The following is a 24,347-nucleotide window of genomic DNA, read 5'->3' as shown; positions in this document are numbered from 1 at the left end:
GACCTCACCCTCGACCTCGCGCCGGGACCGGGCGCTCGCGGCCCGGCGATCCGCCTGGACGTGCCGGAACGCGGCGCGCTGGCGGAGATCGAGGCCGGCGCCCCCGGGTCGGCGCGGCCGGTGCGTCTGACGCTGGCGCCCAACCAGGGACCGCGGGTCACGGCGAGTGCGACGGCCCGGCTCGATGGGTCGACCCTCCGCCTCGACGCGATCTCCGGCACCCTCGGCCTCGCGCCCTTCGCGGGCAGCCTCGCCCTGGAGGGCGGAAGCCCGGGGGCGAAGCCGCGTCTGAGGCTCGACCTGCGCCTCGAGGCGCTCGCCCTCGCCGACGAGAGCGCCGCGCTGCGCGTCGATCCGGTGGCGGGCATCACCGTGCCGGTGCGGGCCGATCTCGTACCGCATCCGAGCTGGTTTTCCGGCTACGAGGCGGAGGCCACCGTCGCCGTGGCGCGCCTCGCCCTGGGTCCGGTGCGAGCCGGCGCGCTCGGCCTGACCGCGCGGGTGCGGTCCGGGCGGCTCGATGCCGCCATCGAGGCCACCGCCCTCTACGGCGGCTCCGCGCGGGGACGCTACGTGGTGGAGCCGGAGGGCGGCCAGGGCCGCCACCAGATCGGCCTGTCGCTCAACGCGGTGCGGGTGCAGCCGCTGCTGCAGGACATCGGCAACGTGTCGAGCCTCGACGGCACCGGCACCGGGCGCCTCGACGCGCAGGCCCTGGGCGGATCGATCCCGGCGCTCCTGCGCAGCGCTCGCGGACAGGCCGAGATCTCGGTCACGGACGGGCGGATCGACGGGCTCGACCTCGCCCGCGCCGCGGGTTTCACCGCTGCGCCCGGAGGGCTCGCCGCCCGCCTCGACCGCCTCGGGGCGCGCTTCGCGCTGGCGGAGGGTGGGGCGACCACCGACGACCTTCAGATCCGGACCGGCCTCCTGGAGGCGCAGGGGAGCGGGCGCCTCGATCTCGTCGCGCGGACGATCGACCTGCGCCTCAAACCCCTGAAGGTCGCGGGCGGCGGGCGCCTCAACGTGCCGATCCGGATCTCAGGCCCCTGGACCAGCCCAGCGATCTCCGCCGATCTCGCGGGCCTGACGCAGGATCCGGGCGGGACGCTCCAGGGCCTGCAGAGTCTCGGCAACAGCCTGCTCGGCAACGACCCGGACACCGATCTCGGCGCGGCCATCGGCGACTTCCTCGACGCGCTGATACCGCGCCCGGACAGCGGGCCGGCGGAGCGCCTTCCCTCGGACCGCGCGCCGCGGCGCCGGCCCTGACCTCTCACGCGACGAGTCCCTTCGGCGATGCCTAGCCCCGCTCTCCGGTCCCACGCCCTGCTGCGGAGCCTCGCGCTTCTTCCAGGCCTCGCGCTCGGCCCCGCCGCGCCGGCACGGGCGGCGGACGAAGCCCCCCGCGCCGCGGTCTCGGTGAGCGTGCGCCCCGCCGCTTCGCGCTGCTTTCCCGACCGGGTGGAGGTGACCGGAACGCTCGCCCCCCGCGAGCAGGTCGATCTCAGCGCTGACCGCGAGGGGATGAAGGTCGCGCAGGTTCTGGTGAATCCGCTCGACACCGTCACCACGGGGCAGATCCTGGCCCGGCTGGCGCCGATGGAGGGCCCCACGGACGGGTCCGGAACGCCCCTGCGGGCGCCGGTCGGCGGGACCGTGCTGCGCAGTCAGGCGATGATCGGCCAGCCCGCCTCGCCGCGACTGGGGCCCCTGTTCCAGATCGTGGCGGGCGGCGACATCGAACTGTCGGCCGAGGTGACGCTGTCCGATCTCGGACGGATCGCCGCCGGTCAGGCGGTGGCGGTGCGCCCCCTCGGGCTTCCCGAGATCGCCGGAAAGGTCCGGCGCGTCGAGGCCGCAGCCGATCCGGCCTCGCAGACCGGCCGCGTGCGGATCGCGCTGCGGGGCACTCAGGACGCCCGGGTCGGCACCTTCGCACGCGGGATCGTGACCGTAGGCGAGCGCTGCGGCATCGGGGTGCCCTACTCGGCGGTGCAGTACGAAGCGGACGGGACCATCGTGCAGGTGGTCGACGGCACCCGCGTCGAGACGCGGCAGGTCACGGTGGGGCTGCTGGCGGGCGACGACGCGGAGATTCTCTCGGGTCTCTCGGACCAGGATCTCGTGGTAATCCGCGCCGGCGCCTTCCTGCGCGAGGGCGATCTCGTCCAGCCGATCGTGGCGGAGCCGGCGAGCCGCCCCTGACCCGATTTCAGCCAGAGTTGCGCTTTCGGTATCAGGCAACCGTAGAACGTCAAGCATTCGCGAGAGTTCAGTACATTTTTTCGAATTATATCGACATCAAAGATGCATGTTTAGCAGATTTTACTTTTATTTAACCGCGCAGGATCCCTCTTTCGCCGTAATCCGCACGGATTGCGGGCCCGCTTCCAACGGGACCGGCGGCGATATCTTGGAGGGCCTTTTGACCGTCAAACTGCGTCTCATCGCAATTATCTCTGTGTTGAGCCTCGCCGTGATCGGCGAGGCCGGCCGGCAGGTCTACGAAGCCTGGGGGCGTTGGCGGCAGTCGACGCTCGTCGCCGCGCTCGCGAATGCGGACCGTCACTTCCTGCGCGGTGTCTCGGAGCTGCGCTTCGAGCGCGGCGCGACGCTCTCGGCCCTGCGCCTTGAGAGCGAGCAGCTCGGGCCCAACCTCGCCGACATTGCAGCACGGCGCGCGGCCATCGACGGCGGCCTGCCGCAGGTCCTCGCCACCTTCCCCGACGGTGGGGTGCCGGCGATGCGGAGCGCCCTCACGACCCTACAGACACAATACGAGGACTGGCGGCGCACCCGCGACTTGGCCGACGCGGCGCTCGCCAGGTCGCTGCCGGCGCGCGATCCGGCCTTGCACGGCCAGGTCTCCAACCAGGGCTCGGCGCTGATCGCGGCGATCGAGGCGGCCATGACCGCCACCGAGACCTGGATCCGCGACGCGGATCCCTCGCTGTCCGACGCGATCCAGATGCGGGCGATGAGCTGGGCGGCACGCAGCTTCGCGGGCGATGCCAGCAGGATCGTCCACGACGTCCTGTCGGAGAACCGCCTGATCACCCCAACGGAGCAGATGGCGTTCGCCGCCGAGCGGCGCTTGGTGGATTTCGCCTTCGGCGTCACGCGTGGCCTCGCTGAGACGATCCGGGAGGCCGGCGAGGTCCGGACCGCGATCGAGGCGGCGCAGGCCGGCTACTTCGCGGGCCCCTTCGACACGGAGGTCCGCCAGACACTGGCGGCTCTCGCGGACCGGGCACGGCCGCGCCCGGCGCTCGCGGAAGCCCGCAACCGCTCGACGCCCGCCCTCAACTCGATCGCCGCGGTGACCTACGCCGCCGTCGACCGCCTCGATGCCGTCGCCGCCGCGACCGCGGCGGAGGCGAGGCGGGACCTCGCCCTCCAGGCCGCCCTGCTCTGTCTGGCCCTGGTGCTCGCCGGCGGCGGCACCGCCTGGGTGATCCGCGGCGTCACCGGCCCGCTCACGGCGATGACGGCGGCGATGCGGCGGCTCGCCGACGGGGACGTCACCGTGGAACTCGGGCAGCGCAGTCGCCGGGATGAGATCGGCGCGATGGCCGCTGCCGTCGAGGTGTTCCGCGCCAACCTGATCCGGGCGCGCGCGCTGGAGGAGGAGACAGCGCTCGCCCGCGCCTCGGCCGAGGAACAGCGCAGAACCGGCATGCACCAGATGGCCGACCGCTTCGAGCGGGCGGTGAGCGGCATCGTCGGCCAAGTCTCGGACTCGGCCACACGCCTCCAGACCACCGCCCAAACCCTGTCGACCAGCGCCGCCGCCACCGCCGAGCAGTCGGTCACCGTCGCGGCGGCGGCCGAGCAGGCGGCCGGCAACGTAGCCACCGTCGCCGCGGCGGCCGAGGAACTCGGCGCCTCGGTGCAGGAGATCGGCCGGCAGGTCACCAGCTCGGCGGATTTCGCCCGGACCGCCGTGGCGGAGGCTCGCGAGACCGCTCAGCACGTCCAGGCCCTGAGCGAGACCTCCGCCCGCATCGGCGACATGGTCGGCACGGTCTCGCAGATCGCGAGCCAGACCAACCTGCTGGCGCTCAACGCCACCATCGAGGCGGCGCGCGCCGGCGAGGCGGGCCGCGGCTTCGCGGTGGTGGCGGCCGAGGTGAAGGAACTCGCCAACCAGACCGCCAAGGCCACCGAAGAGATCGCCGCCCAGATCAGCCAGATCCAGGGCGCGACCGATCAGGCGGTCCGCGCCATCGAGAGCATCAGCGCGCGTATCCAGGAGATCAGCGGCGTGTCGGCCTCGGTCGCGGCGGCAGTCGAGGAGCAGGGCGCGGCCACCAGCGAGATCGTCCGCAACGTCGCCCAGGCCGCCACCGGCGCGGGCGAGGTGACGCGCAACATCGCGGGCGTCGCCGATGCCGCGACCGTGACGGGCACGGCGGCGAACGAGATGCTTGCCTCCGCCTCGGACCTGTCGCGCCAGTCGGACCATCTCTCGACCGAGGTCGCGCGCTTCCTGGCGACGGTCCGCGCGGCCTGATCCTCTCGGGTGTCGGGAACGCTCAGCCTTCCTGGAAGAGGCCGGGGCGCTGCCCCGGCACCCCGCCAAAGGGGTGACCCCTTTGGGATCCTCGGAATTCAGGCCGGCGGGCTTGCCGGCCCAAGGCCCGGGGCGACGGCGCCACCGCCAGGCGGCACGTCCTGCGGCTTCTCCGCCGCGGCCTTGCGCCGGCCGAGGGAGCCGAGCCGGCGCAGCAGGCGCAAGCTCCGGTCGCTGATCTCCGAAACCGTGACGAAGACCGCCGGCACGAAGACGAGGGAGAGCAGCGTCGAGAAGATCAGGCCGCCGATCACCGCGAGCGCCATCGGCGAGCGGAACTCGCCGCCGATGCCGAAGGCCAGCGCCGAGGGCAGCATGCCCGCCACCATGGCGATGGTCGTCATCACGATCGGCCGCGCCCGCTTCTGGCCGGCATCGATGATCGCCGCGTCCCGGGCCATGCCGTGGCGCATCGACTCGACGGCGAAATCGACCAGCATGATCGCGTTCTTGGTGACGATGCCCATCAGCATCAGGATGCCGATCCAGACCGGCGTGGTGAGCTGCTTGCCGGTGACCATCAGGGCGATCACCGCCCCGCCGAGCGAGAGCGGCAGCGAGAACAGGATGGTGATCGGCAGGAGGAAGGAGCCGAACAGCAGCACCAGCACCGCATAGACCATCATCAGGCCGGCGCTCATGGCGTGGGCGAAGCCGTCGGCCAGCTCGTTCAGGCTCTCGGCATCGCCGCCCTGGTCGACGGTGACGCCCTTGGGCAACGACTTCATCACCGGCAGATCGTCGATCGCCTTGAGCACGTCGCCGAGCGCCGCATTGCCCACGAGGTCGCAGGCGACCGTGGCCTGCCGCTGGCGGTCGTAGCGGGTGATGTTGGTCGGGCCCTGCTGGAAGTCGAGTGCGGCGATCGCCGAGAGCGGGATCGAGCCGCCCCCGCCCTTGGGCACGCGGACCTGCTCCAGCACCGACTGGTTGACCCGGGCCGTGTCGTCGAGCTGCACCCGGATCGGCACGAGCCGGTCGCCCGCGTCGAACTTGGCCAGCGCCGGGCCGACATCGCCGATCGTGGCGACGCGGATCGTCTCGGCGAGCAGCGTCGGCGAGACGCCGAGGCGCGCGGCGAGGTCGAGATGCGGGCGGATCCTGAGTTCCGGCCGGTCGAGGGTCGTGCCGGAGATCACGTTGGCGACCGTCGGCAGGCGCCGCATCTGGCCCGCGAGCTCGTTGGCGACGTTGGCGACCGTGCGCGGATCGGTGCCGCGCACCACCAGCGAGATCGCCCGCAGGCCGTTCTCGTCCACGAAGTAGAAGCGGATATCGGGCACGGCCCGCAGGCGGCTGCCGATCTCGCGCTCCAGTTCGCGCTGGGTGATCGAGCGGTCCTTCTTGGCCGTGTAGTTGATGATGAACGAGGCCCGGCGCGCCTCGATGGGCTCCTTCGGCACGCGCCCGCCATCCACGAACACGCTCGTCACCTGCGGCAGCTCGCGGATCACCCGGGCGATGTCCTCGCTCACCTTCTCGGTCTCGGCGAGCTGCGAGCCCGGCGGCAGCTCCAGCGCCATCACCGAGCGCGCGGAATCCTGCGCGGGCAGGAAGCCCTTCGAGAGCAGCCCGATGGAGGCGATCGAGCCGGCGAAGGTCAGGAGGCCGATGAGGACGGTGAGGGGATAGTAGCGCACCGAGAGCGTGACGAGGCGGGTATAGGCGCGCAGAACCGGACCCGGCGGCTTCTCGGGCTTGTGGTGCGGCTTCATGATGTAGGCCGCGAGCATCGGCGTCACGAAGCGGGCGGCGAGCAGGGAGAAGAACACCTGCACCGCGACCGTGATGCCGAACTGCTTGAAGAACTGCCCGGCGATGCCGGACATGAAGCTCGCGGGCGCGAAGATCGCGATGATGGTGAGCGAGATCGCGATCACCGCGAGGCCGATCTCGTCGGCCGCCTCCATGGCCGCCTGGACCGGCGACTTGCCCATGCGCATGTGGCGGACGATGTTCTCGATCTCGACGATCGAATCGTCCACGAGGATGCCGGTCGAGAGCGTGATGGCGAGGAAGCTGACGAGGTTCAGCGAGAAGCCGAGCAGGTCCATCGCCCAGAAGGCGGGGAAGATCGACAGGGGCAGCGAGACCGCGACGATCACCGTGGCGCGCAGGTCCCGCAGGAACAGGAACACGATGACGACCGCGAGGAAGGCGCCCTCGAACAGGGTCGAGATCGCCGCGTCGTAGTTGCCGCGGGTGAAATCGACCGAGGTGTCGATCAGCTTGAGATCGTAATCCGGGTTCTCGGCGCGGATCTGCGCGACGCGCGTCTCGACGGCCTTGGCGACGACCACGTCGCTCGCCCCCTGCGCGCGCTTGATGCCGATCGCCACCACCGGCTCGCCATTGAGGCGGGCGAAGGTGCGCCGGTCGGCCACCGTGTCGGTGACCCGGCCGAGATCCTCCAGCCGCACCTGTCCCCCGGTCGGCAGGGTGATCATGGTGCCGGCCAGGTCCTCCAGGGTCCTGGCCGAGGCCAGCGTCCGGATCGCCTGGTCGCGGCCGCCGATCTCGGCGCGCCCGCCCGTCACCGTGATGTTGGTGCCGTAGAGCCGCCGGCTCACGTCGACGGCGCTGAGGCCGAAGGCCTGGAGGCGGTCGGGATCGAGAGAGACCAGGATCTCGCGGGCGGCGCCCCCGATCACCTCGGCCTCGGCCACGCCCTTCACGTCCTGCAGCGAGCGCTTGACGGTGTTCTCCATGAACCAGGAGATCTGCTCCGGGCTCTTGTTCGGCGCCGTCGCCGCGTAGGTGACGATCGGCAGCCCGACCACGTCGACGCGTTGGATCAGCGGCTCCTGCACGCCCTGCGGCAGGTTCGACCGCACGCGGGTGACCGCATCCTTGACGTCGTTCAGCGCCCGGTCGGTGTTGCTCTCCAGGCGGAAGGCGATGGTGGTCACGGACAGGCCGTCGGTGACCGAGGAGGCGATGTGGCGCACGCCCTCCACGCCCGAGACGCCGTCCTCGATCGTCTTCGTCACCTGGGCCTCGATCTCGGCGGGCGCCGCCCCGAACTGCGAGACGACGACGGAGATCAGCGGGATGTCGGCGGCCGGCAGGCGGGTGACCGGCAGCTTCATGAAGCTGACCCAGCCCAGCGCCAGCAGAATGATCGAGGCCACCACCGAGGGCAGCGGCCGCTTGATCGCCAGGGCGGAGATGTTGACGGACATCAGCGCGAGGCTCCGACCTGGCCGGTGATGACGGGGGTGACCCGATCGCCGGGTCGCAGGGCAGTGCCGGCATTGGCCACCACGGGCTCGCCGTCGCTCAGGCCCTCGCGGATCTGCACGTTGCTCTCGTCGGAGAGGCCGATGCGGACGCTGCGGGTCTCCACCCGGCTGCCGTTGAGCACCTGCACGGTGGGCACCCCGTTCTGGTAGCTGACGGCGGCGCGGGGCACGGCCACGCCGCAATCGCGGGCGGTCTCAAGGACGGCGCTGGCGAACTGGCCGGGCCTGAGCGCCGTCGGCGGGTCGAGGCTGATGCGGGCGCGGCCGAGCTGAGTCCGCGGATCCACCTCGCTCACCGGCACCCGCACGCTGCCGCGGATCTCCGCGCCCTCGTCCGGAACGATGCGCGCGGCGGTGCCGGTGCGGATCTTGGCGGCGTAGGGGCTCGGCACGTCGACCAGCAACTCGGTGCCGGCATCGGCCATGACCCGCACCTGCGGATCGGGCAGGCCCGCGGGCGCGGCCGGGGCGGCCGGCGCTCCGAGCCCGGCCGCGGCGCCGGTCACTTGGCCGAGGCGCAGGCCGATCCGGGTCACCCGGCCGGCGATCGGCGCGCGCAGGGAGACGGTCTCCGGCGTCTGCGGGCGCTGTGCGCCGCCGTCCGGCTGGCGCACGGCGCGCAGGATCTCCTGGCCCGCGGTCACCGTGTCCCCCTCCGCCACCAGGATCTCGGTGACGCGGTAGCCGTCGAAGGGGATGCTGGCGCCGCTCTCCTCGCGCGCCAGGGCGAAGCCGGTGATGCGGACCTGCTCCTTCAGGCAGGCATTGCCGGCGCGCACGCCGAGCACCTTGGTCCCCTCCGGCGTGCTCTGGGCCGCGGCCGGCCCGGCCAGGAGAAGCGCGGACAAGAGGAGCACAGCCAAGGGGAGCGCCGCGGCGAGAAGGGGAAGCCGGCCCTCCGCCCAGGCCCGGCAGCGGCGCCCGGACGGCGGAGCGCCCTCCCCTCGGGCGAGGCGCAGCGCGACGGACGGTTGCTCGGACATGGCGTGCACGGGCCCGGGGTCGGGTCTATGACTGGCGGGCCGACACCCGCCCCCCAGGCGCCGGCTTGGCGGGCTCGAGAGCCGTGCCCGATCACGTCGGATCGCGTCACGCCTCTCGATCCCCGTCTGGACGGGCGCTCAGCGCCCCGCGGTCTGCACCTGCATCATGTTCACCGCCTGCACCCGACGGTTCTCGCGGGAGGCGGGATCGGCCGGGACCTTGAGATGGGCTTTGCCGTAGCCGACCGTGATCAGGTTCGCGGCCGGGATGCCGTATTTCTGGACGAGGAAGCTCTTGACCGCGTCGGCGCGCCGCTCGGAGAGCCGCTGGTTGGCGGCGTCGCCGCCCCTGGCATCGGTGTGCCCGGCGATCATGAAGGTCTGGCCCCGCATGCCGGCGCTCGACAGCGCCTTGCCGAGATTGTCGGCGTTCTTGAGGGCCTCTCCACGGAGCACGTCGGAATTGTAGTCGAACTCCATCGGCAGATCGATCTGCGGCTTGGTCGCCGCGAGGCTGCCGAGCTTCTCGCGCTCGCCCGTCGAGAGCGAGCGGCTCGGCTTGTTGCGCAGGCCGTCCACGAAGGCCGCGTCGGGGGAGGCGGCGATGACGGGGGCCACGGCCGGGGCCGGCGCGCCGATCGAGAGGCCGCGGGTGCGTGGCGGCTCGACGGCATTCGGCGACAGCGCTTTGAGGATCTGCGCCTCGCTGACATCCTCGGCCGAGGCCGGCGCCGAGGCCAGGACAGCCAGCACTGCCCCGACGAACAGATGAGTACCACTCCTCGAAGAACCGAACATTGGACCCTCCAAGTCGCTCAGGCGGTCCTTCTCTACCGCTGATCGGGTTGTGTCACGGCGCCCTCCGCCGTTCAACATGGCATGACAGAGTTCATGGTCCACCTGTGTGCGAGCCGACACACCTGCCCGCGGCCCGGCACTGATCTCACCGGATGCCGTAGCCGGCGAATTCCTTGTCGATCTGCGGATTCAGCTCAAGAGCGCCGGCCATGTCCTTCTCGGCGAGGGCCCGCTCGCCGAGACGCAGCCGCGCGACGCCGCGTCCGTAGAGGGCCGAGGCGTGTTGCCCTTCGCCGCGCAGGATGACGTCGTAATCGGCGACCGCGGCCCGCAGCGCCCCCGATTTGAGGTTCACGAGACCGCGGCTGTCGAGGGCATCGACGAAGCCCGGGCGGAGCTTCAGGGCTTGGTTGCAGTCGGCCATGGCCCGCTGAAGGTCGTTCGAGAGCGCGCGCATCCAGCAGCGATTGTTGAACGCCTCGGGGCTCGCGGGATTGAGGCGGATCGTCTGATCGAAGTCGCGGATCGCCGCCGCCGCGTCGCCGCGCTGGGCGTGGAACTGACCGCGCTCGTAATAGGCGGCGTCGTCGCGCGGGTTGCTGGCGATGCGCTGGTCGAGAGAGGCGAGGCGCTGGCGCTCCTCGTCCCGGCGCCGCTCGGCGGTGCGGGCGATCCGGTCGAGCGCGTTGCGCGCCCGCTCGGCCTGGGGGCCGGAGGGGTGCTTGTCGAGGAAATCCTGGTAGGCGGCCTGTGTGCCGACGGCCTCGGCGCGCTCGTAATCGGCAGCCGCCTGCCGGTCCTCACCCTCGATCCGCGCGACCTCGGCCCGGGCCCTCTCCGCGAGGGGGCCTGCCGGGTAGGTGGCGAGAAAATCCTGGTAGGCGCCCTTCGTCCCCTGGGCGCGGGCGGATTCGAAGGCGCGCTCGGCGGCGCGCTGCCCCTGTTCGCGGGCGAGCCTGTCGCGATTCGCCTGCTCCCGCGCGGCTTGATCCCGCGCAGCCTGATCTCGTGCAGCTTGGTCACGCACCGCCTGATCCCGAGCGGCCTGCTCCCGGATGGCTTGATCCCGCGCAGCCTGATCCCGGGCGGCCTGCTCTCTAGCCGTCTGCTCCCTGGCCGCCTGCTCGCGGCTGCGGGCGGCTTCGCTCGCGGCCTGATCCCGGGCCTCCTGTTCCTTGGCCGCCTTGTCCGCGGCCTCGTCGGGCTTGCGGCGGACAAGGGTGCGGGGCTGCTCCGGATCGAAGGAGAAGGTCTCTTCGAGATTGACGGTGAGGGCCGGGCTCTGCCCCCGCACCCGCCGGGCGATGGCCTCGGCGGTGGCCGCGAAGGCACGGTCCGCGGTCTGGTCGAGCACGCCGATCTGCTGCACCAGTTCGCCGACGAAGGGGCTGCGCGTCGCGCCACCCTCGTTGACGACGCCGCCGGGCGCCGTGGACGACAGGATCAGCGAGCCGGGCGTAGCCGGAATCGCGGCCAGACCCTGCGAGAAGCTGCGGAAGCGGCGCTCGAACGGGTTGCGGCGCGAGGCGTCGAGAACGACGGCGCGGATGCCCGCGCGGCTGCGACTGAGCCCCTCGAGCAGGCCGTCCAGGCTGAGCCCGTCCCGAACCACATCCGCCTCGCTCCAGATCCGGGCATCGACGGGGATCAGGTAGTTCTTGCGCGCGACCTGGATCCCGTAGCCGCTGAAGAAGACGAAGGCGATGCCGTCCGGCTCGAGGCCGCGCTGGAAGCGGTCGATCGCTGCCTGGAGCGCTTCCTTCGAGGCATTCTCCACCGTCTCGACGCGGAATCCCTTGGCCTTCAGCGCCTCGCCGAGGGCGCGCGCATCCGCGATCGGCGTCGGCAGCACGGCCTCGCTGTCCGGATAGGCGGCGTTGGCGATGAGCAGGGCGGCCCGGCCGTTTGCCGCAGCCTGCGGGGCGGAAGAAAGAAGCGCCGCCAGCATCAGAAGGAACGCGGACGCCAGGATACGAACGGACGGCATGCGGCGCTCGAACGATGTCGTTTTGCCGCCCGGTGATGCCCTGGAATCCCGGGCGCGGCAATAGTGCCGGGGTATCGGACGGCAGAGGGTCAGTCGTGACGACCCCCTTGCCCACATCTGAAACCAGTCCTCGCCGAGCCCGCACGGGGATCGGCAGGATTCGGGTCCGCGGCCGGCCTTGGCGCCGAGGCTCCGGAAGGCCGGCCGCGCAGGTCGTTACTGCATCAGGCCGAGATAGCGCGGCAGGAACAGGGACAGCGCCGGCCAGTAGGTCACCAGCATGAGGAAGCCCAGCATGGTCAGCAGCCAGGGCCAGACCGCGACGGTCAGCTCCGTGATGCCCATCTTCGCGATGCCGCTCGCCACGTAGAGGTTGAGACCCACCGGCGGGTGGCAGAGGCCGACCTCCATGTTGACGACGATCAGGATGCCGAAATGGATCGGGTCGATGCCGAGCTTCATGGCGATCGGGAACAGGATCGGGGCCATGATCAGCACGATCGAGGATGGCTCCATCACGTTGCCGGCGAGCAGCAGCAGCACGTTGACCACGAGCAGGAAGGCGATCGGCCCCATGCCGGTGCCGATCATCCAGTCGGCCATGGTCTGCGGGATCTGCTCCGAGGTCATCAGGAACGAGAACAGGGCCGCGTTGGTGATGATGTAGAGCAGCATCGCCGACATGTTGGCCGAGTCGAGCAGCACCTTCGGCACCTTCGAGAGCGGCATGTCGCGATAGACGAACACGGCGACGAAGAAGGCGTAGACGGCGGCGACCGCGGCCGCCTCGGTCGGCGTGAAGAAGCCCGAGTAGATGCCGCCGATCACGACGAGGATCAGCAGCAGGCCCCAGAAGCTCTTGCGGAAGGTGACGAAGCGCTCGGTCCAGCTCGCCTTCGGCAGGCGCGGATAGCCGAACTTGCGCGCTCGGTACCAGGTCGTCACGCCGAGCAGGAAGGCGAGCAGGAGGCCCGGGATCACGCCGGCCATGAACAGGGCGCCGACCGAGGTGTTGGTCGAGACCGCGTAGAGCACCATCACGATGGAGGGCGGGATCAGGATTCCGAGCGCGCCCGAGGTGGTGATGACGCCGGCCCCGAAGCGGTTCGGGAAGCCCTGCCGCACCATCGCCGGCATCAGGATCGAGCCGATCGCGACCACGGTCGCGGGCGAGGAGCCGGACACGGCCGCGAAGAGTGCGCAGGCGAAGACGCCGGCAAGGCCCAGGCCGCCGTAGAAATGGCCGACCATCGCGGTGGCGAAGTTGATCATCCGCCGCGCCACGCCACCATGGGTCAGGAAGTTGCCGGCCAGGATGAAGAACGGGATCGCCATGATCTCGAACTTCTCGATGCCGGTGAACAGCTTCAGCGCCACCGCCTCGATCGGCACGGTGGTGAGCGTGAACAGGAAGGTGAGCACCGTCAGGCCGAGCGAGATCGAGATCGGCATGCCGGTGAGCATGAGGGCGAAGAGCAGCCCGAAGATGATGGCCGCGTTCATGCCCGTTCTCCCCGGTGCGTGCCCGGTCCGACGGGCTTCGGATGCAGATTGTCCTCGGGGACGAAGTGGGTGACGTCGGAGGGCGTCTCGATGCCTTCGACGGCGCCGTGGTCGTGGCGGGGCAGCTCGCCCGTGCGCCAGAACGTGACCGCGACCTGGAGGAAGCGGAAGCACATCAGGTAGGAGCCCGCCGGCACCGCGAGGTAGACGAGCCACATCGGCACTTCGAGATCGGGCGAGGTCTGGTCGGAATGGGCGATCTTCCAGACGAAGATCGCGCCGAGCGTGCCGACCACCGCGGTGAAGAGCGCGCCCGCGAGCAGGCCGAACTCCACGAAGAGCTTGCGCTTGGGGCCATCGAGCCGGTTGATCAGCACATCGACGCCGACATGGATGCCGGTGCGTACGCCGTAGGCGGCGCCGAACTTCGCCATCCAGACGAACATGTAGATGCAGAGCTCCTGCGCCCAGCCGAGATTCAGCGACAGCAGGAAGTCCTGCAGCACCGGGATGTCGACGGTGGCGAAGTAGCGGTGAAGGACGGCGACGAAGATCAGCAATGTCGCGGCACCCATCAGGGTCGCGATCAGCACCTCCTCGAGCCGGTCGAGGATTCGTAAGAGCATGGCAGGCTCCGGGGAGGAGGCATGGGGCCGGACCGGGGTTCCCCGTCCCCGGCAGGCTTCATGGGATAGGCGTGTGCCTTGCCGGGCTTCCCCTCCCCCACGGACCTCGGGTTTGCCCGAGGTCCGCTCTTCTCTGCCCAAGTCGGGCAGGCCCGACCTGGGATGGGGGAGGGTGGCCCGCGAAGCGGGTCGGGAGAGGGGAGAACCCGGCCGTACGAAAGAGGCGGAGCGGCGGCACGAGGCGCGCTCACATGCAGCGTCGCCCCCCTCTCCCGCCTCGCATCCGCGAGGCACCCTCCCCCCCCGCAGAGAGGGGAGGGTTGTTCCGCGCTTACGACTTGTTCGGGTCGAAGCCGGTCGCCTCGTAGAAGTTCTGGATGACCTCCTTGCCGATCCGCGAGGCCATGTCCTTGTGGACCGAGACCAGAGCCTTCTTCCAGGCGGCGACCTGCTCGGGCGTCGGATTGTGGATCTCGGTCTTGCCGGCCTTGCGGATGGCCTCGAGCGCGTCGTCGTTGTCCTTCTGGGCGACCTCGTTGGCGTAGACGCTCGCCTCCTTCATCGCCTCGTCGAGCTGCCCGCGCACATCCGCCGGCAGGCCCTCCCAGAAGCTCTTGTTCACGATCACGGCGTAGCCGATGTAGCCGTGGTTCGACATCGTCAGGTGCTTCTGCACCTCGTGCATCTTCTGGGTGTAGATGTTCGAGGCGGTGTTCTCGGTGCCGTCCACGACGCCGGTCTGCAGGGCCTGATAGACCTCCGAGAAGGCCATCACCTGCGGGATGGCGCCGAGCGCGCGGAACTGCGCCTCGAGCACCTTCGAGGACTGGATGCGCATCTTCTGGCCGCGGAAGTCGGCCGGCAGGAGCAGCGGCCTGTTGGCCGTCATCTGCTTGAAGCCGTTGTCCCAGTAGGCGAGGCCGATGAAGCCCTTGGGCTCCAGCTTCTTCAGGAGGCTCGCTCCCATCGGACCGTCCACGACCTTCCGCAGGGCCTCGCGGTCGGGCAGGATGTAGGGCAGATCGAAGACCTCGAACTCCTTGACGCCGAGCGGTCCGAACTTGGCGAGCGAGGGCGCGAGCATCTGCACGGAGCCGAGCTGGAGCGCCTCCAGCTCCTCCTTGTCCTTGTAGAGGGTCGAGTTCGGATAGACCTCGATCTTGACCTTGCCGCCGGTCTTCTTCTCGACAAGCTCCTTGAACTTGTCGGCGGCGCGGCCCTTCGGCGTATCGCTCGCCGTGACGTGGCTGAACTTGATGACGATCGGGCTCTGCGCCTGCGCGCCGCCGATACCGAATGCCAGGGTCAGGCCGACGAGTACCCGGCCGAGATGCGTGCGCAGACTCATCCAATTCCTCCCGAAATCTTGATTTGACGTCGCAGTGTTCTGCGTTTTCCGAGACTTAGCGCGACCCTGGCATCCGCCGCAACGTGGTCAGACCACCTTTTCCACCCGGAGCGTTTCGATCTCGCCTGGGCCGTAACCCAGCTCGGTCAGGATGGCGTCGGTGTGCTCTCCAAGATCCGGCACCGGATCGAGGCGGGGCGCGTAGGCGTCGGTGCGGCCCGGTGGCAGCAGGGTCGGCACGAGGCCCACCGGCGAGCCCATCTCGGCGAAGCGTCCGCGGGCCTGGAGCTGCGGGTGGGCCCAGATGTCCGCCATGGCGTTGACGCCGGCATTGGCGATCCCCGCCGCGTCAAGGCGGGCCATCACCGCCTCGCGGGACTGGCTGGAGAAAGCCTGCGCGATGATCGCGGCGAGTTCCTCGCGCGCCGCGCTGCGCTTCGCGTTCGAGGCGAAGCGCGGATCGGCCGTCAGGTCCGGCTGCTCGAGGACGCGCTCGCAGAACAGCGCCCATTCGCGCTCGTTCTGGAGACCGAGCATGACGGTGCGCCCGTCGCCCGTGGGGAAGGGACCGTAGGGATAGATGGTGGCGTGGGCGGCGCCGGCCCGCGGCGGCGGGGCCGCCCCCTCGAACGCATAGTAGAGCGGATACCCCATCCACTCGACCATGCATTCGAGCATCGAGACCTCGTAACGGGCGCCCTTGCCGGTGCGCCCGCGCTGGATCAGACCGGCCATGACGCTGTTGAGCGCGTACATGCCGGCGGCGATGTCGGCGATGGAGCAGCCGGCCTTGGCGGATTCCTCCGCGCTGCCGGTGACCGAGAGGAAACCGCCCTCGGCCTGGATCAGGAGGTCGTAGGCCTTCTTCTCGCGATACGGGCCGTCGTCGCCGTAGCCGGAAATATCGCAGACCACGATGCCCGCGTTCTTGGCCGAGACCGCCTCGTAGGAGAGGCCGAGCCGGGCTGCGGCACCGGGAGCGAGATTCTGGACGAGCACGTCGGCTTTCGCGACCAGCCGGTCGAGGATCTCGGCGGCCTGCGGCGCCTTGAGGTCGAGGGTCAGGCTCTCCTTCGAGCGGTTGGTCCAGACGAAGTGCGAGGCCATGCCCCGCACGCGCTCGTCGTAAGCTCGGGCGAAGTCGCCGACGCCCGGCCGCTCGATCTTGATCACCCGGGCGCCGAGATCGGCGAGGTGGCGGGTGCAGTAGGGGGCGGCGATGGCGTGCTCCAGAGAGAGCACGGTGATGCCGTCGAGGGGGCGGGCGGCCATGGTCATGCGTCCGGGACCTCGTCCGAGAACTGCGCCTGCATGCCGACGCGCCCGTCGGCGGTGAGCGTCCACGCCTCGCCGGTGGTCCCGTCGGTCAGGCGACCGGCGATGGTGAGCGGGGCGCCGTCGAAGACCGGGCTGAGACCGCGGAAGCGGAAGAGGCCGGGTGCCGCCCCGCCCCGCAGCCCGGCGGCGAGATGCAGCAGCCAAGTCGCCTGGAGGGGCCCGTGCACCACGAGGCCGGGATAGCCCTCGACCTCCGTGGCATAGGCGCGGTCGTAGTGGATGCGGTGGCCGTTGAAGGTCAGCGCCGAGTAGCGGAACAGCAGGGTCGGCGTCGGATCGACTGCGTGGCTCGCCTGCGCTGCGGGCACGCCGCCGGCGGCCTCCGGCGGCTGGCCCGTGCGACCGGGCGTCATCTCCCGGTAGACGATGTCGTGCCGCTCGGAGAGGGCGAGACCCCGCTCCGTCTCGAAATCGTGGTGGACCGCGACGAAGCAGAGGGGTCCCGTGCGCCCGTGCTTCACCTGCACGTCGCCGATGCGGGAGACCCGGCGCACGCGGTCGCCGACACGCAGCGGATCAACGTGTCGGATCTCGCCGCCCGCCCACATCCGCCGCGGCAGCGGCACGGGCGGCAGGAAGCCGCCGCGGGCCGGGTGGCCATCCGGCCCCAGCTCGCGCATCGGGCGGATCGCCGGCGACAGGCACCAGTGGATCGCGAGCGGCGCCGCTTCGCCCGGCCGGGGCTTGCCCGGATCCTGGTCGAGCGTCGCCCGGAAGCCGCGCACCAGCTGCTCTGAAAGGTCATCCTCGGCGGTCTCGGTGCGCCCGATCCAGCCGCGCAAATGGTCGATGTCGAGGGGAGTGGCGTCCATCGGGCTCTTCTGCGGGAGGCTCTCGATTCCGCGCCGACTATGTCAGCCGCACTCCCCGTCGCCCAAGACAGCTTTCTTCTCGCCCCCATAAGCGGATGCTATGCCGCGCGTGATCCGTCAGCATCCGCCGGTATCGATGGACCTGCGCCAACTCCGTTACTTCGTCGCGATCGTCGAGCAGGGGTCCTTCTCGAAGGCCGCCGAGGCCCTGCGCGTCGCCCAGCCGGCGCTGAGCCAGCATATCCGCCACATGGAGGGGGAACTCGGCCTGCCCCTCCTGCACCGGGGCCCGCGCGGCGCCGTGCCGACGGAGGCCGGTGCACGGCTCCTTCACCATGCCCGCGCCATCCTGGAGCGTTTCGCCGAGATTCCCGACAGCGTGCGCGGCGCCGACCGACCCGTGATCGGGGATGTGCGGATCGGCCTGCCGGGCACGGTGAGCGAGATCCTGTCGGTGCCGCTGTTCGAGGCGGTGCGCGCCCGGCACCCCGGCATCCGGCTCCGCATCGCCGAGGCGATGAGCGGCTTCATTCTGGACTGGCTGAACCGCGAGGCGATCGACCTCGCGGTGCTGTACAACCCGGCGTCGCCGAAGGGCTTCGTGCTCGCCCACGTGCTCACCGAAGATCTCTGCCTGTTCGCGGTGCCGAGCCAGGACGGCGCGCCCCCGGATGGGCCGGTGCCGCTGGCCGCGGCCGCAGCCCTGCCCCTGATCCTGCCCGGGCTCTCGCACGGCCTGCGCGACCTCGTGGAAGAGGCCGCCGAGGCCGAGGGCGTCGCGGTGGCCGCGCCCGTCGAGATCGATTCCTACGCGCGGATCAAGGAACTGACGGCCCGGGGCCACGGCTTCGGCGTGCTGCCGCGGGTGGCCGTGCAGACGGAGACCGAGACGGGTCAATTCCGCGTCTGGCCGCTCGGGACGCCACCCCTCCAGCGCCGGATCTACCTCGCCCACGCCGCCGAGCGCCCGCTCTCTACGGCGGCGGCCGCCGTTCGTAGCCTTGCCCTCGACCTGCTGCGCGACTTCGTGCGCACCGGCCGCTGGACCGCCGAGCTGGCGCCGGAAGCCCCCTGAAGCCGGGTGTCGAGTGGGATCATCCCTCTCACGGGTCCGGGCGGAGCCCGGGATCCTTCAGGGCTTCGCCCCGAAACCCCACCAAAGGGATGATCCCTTTGGGATCCCGGACCTGAATTATGCCGTCTCGCCTGCGAGGCGGCGTGCCGCCCGGTCGCGGCCGATCAGCGGGAGCAGCCCGGCAAGGTCCGGCCCGTGGTCGAGGCCGGTCAGGGCGAGGCGCAGCGGCATGAACAGGGCCTTGCCCTTGGCGCCCGTCCGTTCGCGGACCGCCCCCGTCCAGGTCTTCCAGGTCTCCGGCCCGTAAGGCTCCTCCGGCAGGGTCTCGGCGGCGGCGGCGGCGATGGCGGGGTCGGCGATCACCGGCGCGACCGGGCCGGCCACCACCTTCCACCACAAAGCGGCCTCAGCGACCGTGGCGAGGTTGGCCCGCACCGCCAGCCAGAACGCTTCGCCCGCCAAATCCGGGATCCCGAGCGCGGCGAGTCGCGGAGCCACCTCCGCGTAGGGCATGGCGTGGACGAGGCGGGCATTGAGCCCGTCGAGTTCGTGGGGATCGAACCGGGCCGGCGCCCGCGAGATCTGGGCGAGGTCAACGAGGGAAGCCAGCTCGTCGAGGGAGGCGACCGGCCGCACCGCCTCGGCTGAACCGGTAAGCACGGCGAGCGAGCGCACGGCCGCCGGCTCATAGCCCGCCTCGCGCAGGGACCGCAGCGAGAGGTGGCCCAGGCGCTTCGACAGCCCCTCCCCGTCAGCGGTGGTCAGCAGGTTGTGGTGGCCGAAGACCGGCACGGACGCCTCCAGTGCCTCGAAGATCTGGACCTGCACGCCCGTATTGGTGACGTGATCCTCACCGCGGATGACATGGGTGATGCCGAGGTCGATGTCGTCCACCACGGAGGGCAGCGTGTAGAGATAGGTGCCGTCCGCGCGGATCAGGACCGGATCGGAGAGCGAGGCGCAATCCACATGAGCGGGTCCGCGCACGAGGTCGTCCCAGGCGACCGTGCGGGCCTCGAGCTTGAAGCGCCAGTGCGGGCGGCGGCCCTCCGCCTCGTAGGCAGCGCGCTGCTCGGCCGTGAGGCTCAGGGCGGCCCGGTCGTAGATCGGCGGCAGGCCGCGGCCGAGCTGGCGGCGGCGGCGGCGCTCCAGCTCCTCCGGCGTCTCGTAGCAGGGGTAGAGCCGGCCCTGTCCCTTCAGCCGCTCGGCCGCCGCATCGTGCTGCGCCGCCCGGTCGGACTGGCGGGCGAAGAGATCCGGCACGATGCCGAGCCAAGCGAGGTCCTCCTCGACGGCGCGGGCGAATTCCGCCGTCGAGCGCTCGCGATCGGTATCGTCGAGGCGCAGCAGCAAGCGGCCCCCGCGGGCGCGGGCAAACAGCGCGTTGAGCAGCGCCGGCCGGGCATTGCCGATATGGAGATAGCCGGTCGGCGACGGGGCGAAGCGGACGAGAGGTGCCATGCGGTCCCTCTAGCGCATTTTATGGCCCGGCGGGGACTGCCGCGCGCTCGGCCTTCGCCGCGAACGCCCCTTACGTGTCGAGGTAGCCGGCCTCGCCCAAAGCCGCCGCGACCGCCTCGAAATACGGAGAGCCCGGCGCGAAGGCCGGGTCGAGCGCGCAGCCAAAGGACTCTGCCCGCCAATCCTCGCCCGTCTCGCCGTCCATCACGAGCACCGGCAGGTCGCCACGCTCCACACGCCGGCCCAGAAGAGCCGAGGCCGCCTGGAAGGCACCGCCGATCGATCCGATTGCTGCGATGGTCATATCGCCCCTCCCGCCGAGGACACGATCGCCCCGGATTCAGGTTGACTGAACCTTAACAGAATGGCGGATCAACCTTGGCGAAAGCAAGTCTGCCCGATCCGCGGCCGGACGATCGACAGATCTGCGCCGGATCGGCTCAGACACCCCAGGAGGAGAGCTTCGGCAACAGGATGGGTCGGGCCGGAATCGGCACCTGCGCCACGCGGCCGGCGCTGAGCACCGTGCCCGGCCTGCATCACCCTCCGCTCATTCGCCGGACCGGCCCGGACGGTCGCGCGAATCAGGGCCGCCTGTGGCCGGATCCGGCGCTATGACGTGACGGCCGGACTTCTCCGGCCCCATCCGAGACTGCTCCCCCAGCCATGACCGTGATCGCCCTCGTGCTCGCCGGCAATCTGTTGCTCGCGGGCCTGTTCTCCCTTGTCGCCGTCGCGCTGGATTGATCCCGTCAGCGCTTCGGCTTGTCGAGTTGGGCGATGAGAGCTTCCAGGCGCTGGTTCACCGGAGCGGCGAGCGCATCGGCATAAAGGCTGCGCAGGTTCTGCCCAAGATGCCGCCGGACGTTCGGGCTGAGGGGCGTGGCCGCCTGCGCCGGCTCGGCGGATGGGGCTGGCTGCTTCGGCTCAACCATGGGAGATCCTCCATCCGGGCTTCGGCGGGGATCGTGCGCAAACTCGGTTAAGGCTCCGTCACCGCGATTCCATCCGATCGCGGCGACGGGAAGCGGGAACCGGTCTTACGGATAGCCGTAGCGCTTCTTCGCAGCCGCGAGCAGGCCGAGCGCCTCGCCCTCACGGCCGGCGGCGCAGGCCGAGGACGCGTGGGCGAGATCGGCACCGAAGCGGTCACCCACCGGCTTGTTGAGGTTGCCCGTCGCGACATCGCTCTCCACCACCGCCTGCGTCCGGGCGATGGCGGGCCCGCAGCCCGACCCCTGGGGCAGCACGACGGGGGCCGACGGGGCTGCCGCGACCACCGGCGGCGGGGTGACGGCCTTCTGCTGGCAGGCGCCGAGCCCGGCGGCGGCGAGCAGGACGAGCGTGAGGCGGAACGTGGGCTTCGACACGACAAGGACCCTCGAAACGGCACAGCTTGGTACCGCGGCGCTTGTGGGCCGGGCGTGCCCAGCCGGTCAACCGCGCCGGACGACGCGCCCCACCGCCCGCCCCCTTCGCGGTCCTACTGGGCCTTCTCGGCGATGGCCTTGAGACCCGAATCGTAGATGCCCTGGATCACGTCCTGCGCGACCGTGTCCGGCACGCCCTTGGCACTGAAGCTGCCCTGCCAGCTCACCTTCGATCCGGAGCCCTCGGGCGCGACGGCGAGCGTCGAGCGGTAGTCGGAGACGGGCAGAGGACCTTCCAGGATCGTGTAGGTGTAGCTCATCACCTTGTCGTCGCGGGAAACCTGTTGCTCGACCAGGGTGCCGCCGCCTTTGAGGGTTAGGGTGCGGATCTTCTGGCCCTCCTTGTCGGATGGGACGCATTTCTCCACCGCCGGATGCCAGGCGGCGATGCCGCAGAAATCGCCGATCGTGTGCCAGACCTTGTCCGGCGCGGCCGCGACGGTGGCCGACTTCTGCACCTCGATGGCCTGGCCGGGCAGCGTGCCGGCGAGCAGGACGAGGGCTGGGAGGGCGAGGCGCAACATCTCTGGGGTCTCCATCCGTCGTGTCGGTGTGGGCGGGGCCTGTTCTCGACCCGCTCCGGCTCGCAGGCCGCGGGGGAGCTAGGCTGCGAGCCCGCCCATGGCAATGGCCGACCGTCGCCGCGCGCGCGAACCTGTGTCATCTGTCGCCCGCCCCGATCCTTGCAACCGAGCGCCCCATGCCCCTCGATCCCGATCTCGCCGCGCGCATCGCCGCCTCCGTCGCGGAGGGCTTCGCCGCCCAGGTCGAGCACATCCGGGCGCTGATGCGCTTCGAGTCCCTGCGCGGGCAGGAGCACGCGATCCAGGATTTCGTCGGCCGGGCCTGGGCCGAGCGCGGGCTCGCCGTCGAGCGCTTCGCGATGGACCGCGCGGCGCTCGAGGCGCATCCCGGAGCCGGGCGGATCACCGCGGAGCATTCCGACGCCCCGATCATCGCCGCGCTCCACCGGCCGCGCCGGCCGGCGGGCCGCTCCCTGATCCTGCAGGCGCATGTGGACGTGGTGCCGCCCGGCCCCGCCGACCTCTGGGCGCACCCGCCCTTCGAGCCGGCCATCGACGGCGACTGGCTCTACGGGCGCGGCGGCGCCGACATGAAGGCGGGTCACGCGGCCAACCTGTTCGCCCTCGACGCGCTGGCGCGGATCGGCCTGCGGCCGGCGGCCGAGGTGACGCTGCTCTCGGTGGTCGAGGAGGAATCGACCGGCAACGGCGCGCTGGCCGCCCATCTGCGCGGCTACCGGGCCGAGGCCGCGCTGATCCCGGAGCCGGAGGAGGAGATGCTGGTGCGCGCCAATACCGGCGTGCTCTGGTTCACGGTCTCGGTCCGGGGCCGCCCGGCCCATGTGCGGGAGATGGGGGCGGGCGCCAACGCCATCGACGCGGCCCACCGGGTGGTCGGCGCGCTCCGGACGGTCGAGGCGCGCTGGAACGCCGAGAAGGACCGGCACCCGCATTTCCGGGACGCCGAACACCCGATCAACCTGAATGTCGGGCGGATCGCGGGGGGCGACTGGGCCTCGACGGTGCCGGCCTGGGCCTCCGTCGCCTGCCGGATCGCGCTCTATCCGGGCACGCGCGCGGCCGACGCCGCCGCGGAGATCGAGGCGGCGGTGGCCGCGTTCGCGCGCACCGACCCGTTCCTGGCCCGGAATCCGCCGCGCGTGACCTTCGACGGGTTCTTCGCGGAGGGCTACGTGCTGGAGCCGGGATCGGAGGCGGAGGCGGTGCTCGGCCGGGCCCATGCCCGCGCGACGGGTGCGCCGCTCGCGAGCTTCATGTCGCCGAGCTATCTCGATGCCCGGGTCCACGCGCTCTACGAGGGCGTGCCGGCCCTCTGCTACGGCCCGATCAGCCACGACATCCATGGCATCGACGAGCGCGTCAGCCTCGCCTCGGTGGAGCGGGTCACCACGGCGATCGCCCTGTTCGTCGCGGAATGGTGCGGGACGGAGGCCTGATCCCGCGGCGCCCGGGCGGCGGCGACCGCCACCATGCCGAGGCAATCCGAGCGGGTGGCGCAGGAGGGCGCCGGGCCCGCTCAGCCGGCCATCCGGGTCTCGGGCAGGTGCAGGAGGAGAGGATCGTCCGGCGCCGCCGTGCCGGTCACCGCGATCTCGGCCTGCGCCGCATAGGCCGCGATCAGGCGCGGCCCGAGCTTCGGAACGTTCGGCCGCCCGGCCTCGGCCGCCTCGCTCAGCCCCGAGACGATCGAGAGGCGCACCGGCGCGCCGGCCGCCGCCTGGATCTCGATGGCGATGGTGCAGGCCACCGATTCGGCCGTGGCGTCGAGGCACTCGGCCACGATCTCCGCCACGATCATGCCGAGCGCGTTCGCGGTGCGCGGCTCGACGAGGCCCGTGCCGGTGCCGCCCACCTGCACCCCGATCCGTCCGGCCCGCCGCAGCTGGCCGAGACCCGATGCGAGGCGGTGGAGGTAATCCTTGACGTCGATGCTCGCGATGTGGGGCGCCTCGTGCAGGTGCTGCTGGACGAGGGCGATGGCGCGGACCCGCTGCCCGAGGGCCTCGAAGGAACCGCGGCAGGGATCGGGCGCGGCGCGGCCGTAGAGGCCGATCAGGCTCACCATCACCTGCAGGTTGTTGCGGACCCGGTGGTAGACCTCGGCGAGCAGGGTCTCCTTCTCGGCGAGCGCGTGCTCGATATGCTCCTCCGCATGCTTGCGGTCGGTGATGTCGAAGCAGGAGCCGAGATAGCCGCGGAAGGTCCCGTCCTCCACCAGCGGGCGGGCCGTGTCGAGGAGCCAGCGATAGGCGCCGTCGTGGCGCCGCAGCCGGAACTCCACGGTGAAGGGCTCCCGCGCCGCGAAGGCGTCGGCCACGACCCGGGCATGGCGCTCGAAATCGTCCGGATGGAGCCCGCGCCGCCAGTCGAGCGCCAGCTCCTCGTCGAGGCTGCGCCCGGTGAAGTCGAGCCAGCACTCGTTGTGATGGATGGTCGCGCCCTCGGGGTCGGAGCGCCACATCATCAGCGGCACCGAATCGGCGAAGCGGCGGAAGCTGTCGCTCAAGACCGCTCGCTCCTCCCCGCTCGATGATGTCTGCGCGACCATGCTGTTCCCGACTCGGACGCCCTGCCGTCCCGCTGATGCGCGCTTTGGCAGGCGCCGGTCAACGTGCCGAAGGGG

The 24,347-nt window shown here is 71.0% G+C and carries 20 protein-coding genes; 5 read left to right on the top strand and 15 right to left on the bottom strand.

What is annotated here, in order from left to right:
• The 3 genes from MET9862_RS16025 to MET9862_RS16015 all read left to right on the top strand — a co-directional run.
• Positions 1 to 1,272, top strand: a 1,272-nt coding sequence (locus MET9862_RS16025; RefSeq protein WP_142583911.1) for an AsmA family protein, incomplete at its 5' end; no start/stop codon positions are given.
• A 27-nt stretch (positions 1,273 to 1,299) separates the two neighbouring features.
• Complete coding sequence (locus tag MET9862_RS16020; protein ID WP_142583910.1) at positions 1,300 to 2,208, top strand: efflux RND transporter periplasmic adaptor subunit; 909 nt, start codon at positions 1,300 to 1,302, stop codon at positions 2,206 to 2,208.
• Positions 2,209 to 2,467: 259 nt separating this feature from the next.
• On the top strand, positions 2,468 to 4,516 hold the full coding sequence (locus tag MET9862_RS16015) for a methyl-accepting chemotaxis protein (protein ID WP_438616619.1): 2,049 nt from the start codon (positions 2,468 to 2,470) through the stop codon (positions 4,514 to 4,516).
• Between the two features lie 98 nt (positions 4,517 to 4,614).
• On the opposite strand, the gene MET9862_RS16010 is transcribed toward MET9862_RS16015, so the two are convergent.
• The 9 genes from MET9862_RS16010 to MET9862_RS15970 all read right to left on the bottom strand — a co-directional run bounded on the left by MET9862_RS16010 (position 4,615) and on the right by MET9862_RS15970 (position 17,213).
• Positions 4,615 to 7,758 (bottom strand): efflux RND transporter permease subunit, encoded by a 3,144-nt coding sequence (locus tag MET9862_RS16010; RefSeq protein WP_142583908.1) that lies wholly within the window; start codon positions 7,756 to 7,758, stop codon positions 4,615 to 4,617.
• Positions 7,758 to 8,666, bottom strand: coding sequence for an efflux RND transporter periplasmic adaptor subunit (locus MET9862_RS16005; RefSeq protein WP_142583907.1), 909 nt, complete (start codon positions 8,664 to 8,666; stop codon positions 7,758 to 7,760). The genes MET9862_RS16010 and MET9862_RS16005 overlap by 1 nt, the downstream gene beginning before the upstream one ends.
• Positions 8,667 to 8,939: 273 nt before the next feature.
• The gene (locus MET9862_RS16000; protein WP_142583906.1) at positions 8,940 to 9,599 is read right to left on the bottom strand and encodes an OmpA family protein; all 660 of its coding nucleotides are present in this window, start codon (positions 9,597 to 9,599) and stop codon (positions 8,940 to 8,942) included.
• A gap of 145 nt (positions 9,600 to 9,744) precedes the next feature.
• Entirely contained in the window at positions 9,745 to 11,586 is a 1,842-nt protein-coding gene (locus MET9862_RS15995; protein ID WP_185156884.1) for a caspase family protein, read from the bottom strand.
• Between the two features lie 216 nt (positions 11,587 to 11,802).
• Entirely contained in the window at positions 11,803 to 13,089 is a 1,287-nt protein-coding gene (locus MET9862_RS15990) for a TRAP transporter large permease (protein ID WP_142583904.1), read from the bottom strand.
• Positions 13,086 to 13,715 carry a TRAP transporter small permease gene (locus tag MET9862_RS15985; RefSeq protein ID WP_142583903.1) on the bottom strand — a complete coding sequence of 210 codons (630 nt, stop codon included), beginning with the start codon at positions 13,713 to 13,715 and terminating at the stop codon, positions 13,086 to 13,088. The genes MET9862_RS15990 and MET9862_RS15985 overlap by 4 nt, the downstream gene beginning before the upstream one ends.
• Before the next feature lie 331 nt (positions 13,716 to 14,046).
• Positions 14,047 to 15,063: a TRAP transporter substrate-binding protein gene (locus MET9862_RS15980; protein ID WP_142583902.1), complete on the bottom strand. Its 1,017-nt coding sequence runs from the start codon at positions 15,061 to 15,063 to the stop codon at positions 14,047 to 14,049.
• A gap of 87 nt (positions 15,064 to 15,150) precedes the next feature.
• Positions 15,151 to 16,341, bottom strand: coding sequence for a CaiB/BaiF CoA transferase family protein (locus MET9862_RS15975; protein ID WP_142583901.1), 1,191 nt, complete (start codon positions 16,339 to 16,341; stop codon positions 15,151 to 15,153).
• The gene (locus MET9862_RS15970) at positions 16,338 to 17,213 is read right to left on the bottom strand and encodes an HTD2 family dehydratase (protein ID WP_142583900.1); all 876 of its coding nucleotides are present in this window, start codon (positions 17,211 to 17,213) and stop codon (positions 16,338 to 16,340) included. The genes MET9862_RS15975 and MET9862_RS15970 overlap by 4 nt, the downstream gene beginning before the upstream one ends.
• Before the next feature lie 109 nt (positions 17,214 to 17,322).
• Between MET9862_RS15970 and MET9862_RS15965 the strand changes: the two genes are divergently transcribed.
• Positions 17,323 to 18,288 carry a LysR family transcriptional regulator gene (locus tag MET9862_RS15965; RefSeq protein WP_244612740.1) on the top strand — a complete coding sequence of 322 codons (966 nt, stop codon included), beginning with the start codon at positions 17,323 to 17,325 and terminating at the stop codon, positions 18,286 to 18,288.
• A gap of 117 nt (positions 18,289 to 18,405) precedes the next feature.
• On the opposite strand, the gene gltX is transcribed toward MET9862_RS15965, so the two are convergent.
• The 5 genes from gltX to MET9862_RS15940 form a co-directional block, all read right to left on the bottom strand.
• Complete coding sequence (gltX, locus tag MET9862_RS15960; RefSeq protein ID WP_142583898.1) at positions 18,406 to 19,749, bottom strand: glutamate--tRNA ligase; 1,344 nt, start codon at positions 19,747 to 19,749, stop codon at positions 18,406 to 18,408.
• Between the two features lie 70 nt (positions 19,750 to 19,819).
• Positions 19,820 to 20,053, bottom strand: coding sequence for a hypothetical protein (locus MET9862_RS15955; RefSeq protein WP_142583897.1), 234 nt, complete (start codon positions 20,051 to 20,053; stop codon positions 19,820 to 19,822).
• A gap of 448 nt (positions 20,054 to 20,501) precedes the next feature.
• Positions 20,502 to 20,684 (bottom strand): NepR family anti-sigma factor, encoded by a 183-nt coding sequence (locus MET9862_RS15950; protein ID WP_142583896.1) that lies wholly within the window; start codon positions 20,682 to 20,684, stop codon positions 20,502 to 20,504.
• Positions 20,685 to 20,789: 105 nt separating this feature from the next.
• The gene (locus MET9862_RS15945) at positions 20,790 to 21,119 is read right to left on the bottom strand and encodes a hypothetical protein (protein WP_142583895.1); all 330 of its coding nucleotides are present in this window, start codon (positions 21,117 to 21,119) and stop codon (positions 20,790 to 20,792) included.
• Positions 21,120 to 21,232: 113 nt separating this feature from the next.
• Positions 21,233 to 21,703: an SRPBCC family protein gene (locus tag MET9862_RS15940; protein ID WP_142583894.1), complete on the bottom strand. Its 471-nt coding sequence runs from the start codon at positions 21,701 to 21,703 to the stop codon at positions 21,233 to 21,235.
• A 176-nt stretch (positions 21,704 to 21,879) separates the two neighbouring features.
• Between MET9862_RS15940 and MET9862_RS15935 the strand changes: the two genes are divergently transcribed.
• On the top strand, positions 21,880 to 23,160 hold the full coding sequence (locus tag MET9862_RS15935; RefSeq protein WP_142583893.1) for an ArgE/DapE family deacylase: 1,281 nt from the start codon (positions 21,880 to 21,882) through the stop codon (positions 23,158 to 23,160).
• An 80-nt stretch (positions 23,161 to 23,240) separates the two neighbouring features.
• Here MET9862_RS15935 and MET9862_RS15930 read toward each other — a convergent pair whose 3' ends face one another.
• On the bottom strand, positions 23,241 to 24,272 hold the full coding sequence (locus tag MET9862_RS15930; RefSeq protein ID WP_142583892.1) for a sensor histidine kinase: 1,032 nt from the start codon (positions 24,270 to 24,272) through the stop codon (positions 23,241 to 23,243).
• Positions 24,273 to 24,347 lie beyond the last annotated feature (75 nt).

It is taken from the genome of Methylobacterium symbioticum, assembly GCF_902141845.1.
Lineage (GTDB): Bacteria > Pseudomonadota > Alphaproteobacteria > Rhizobiales > Beijerinckiaceae > Methylobacterium > Methylobacterium symbioticum.
The sequence above is the reverse complement of the archived record's forward strand: the minus strand, read 5'-3'. Positions and strand labels throughout refer to the sequence as shown.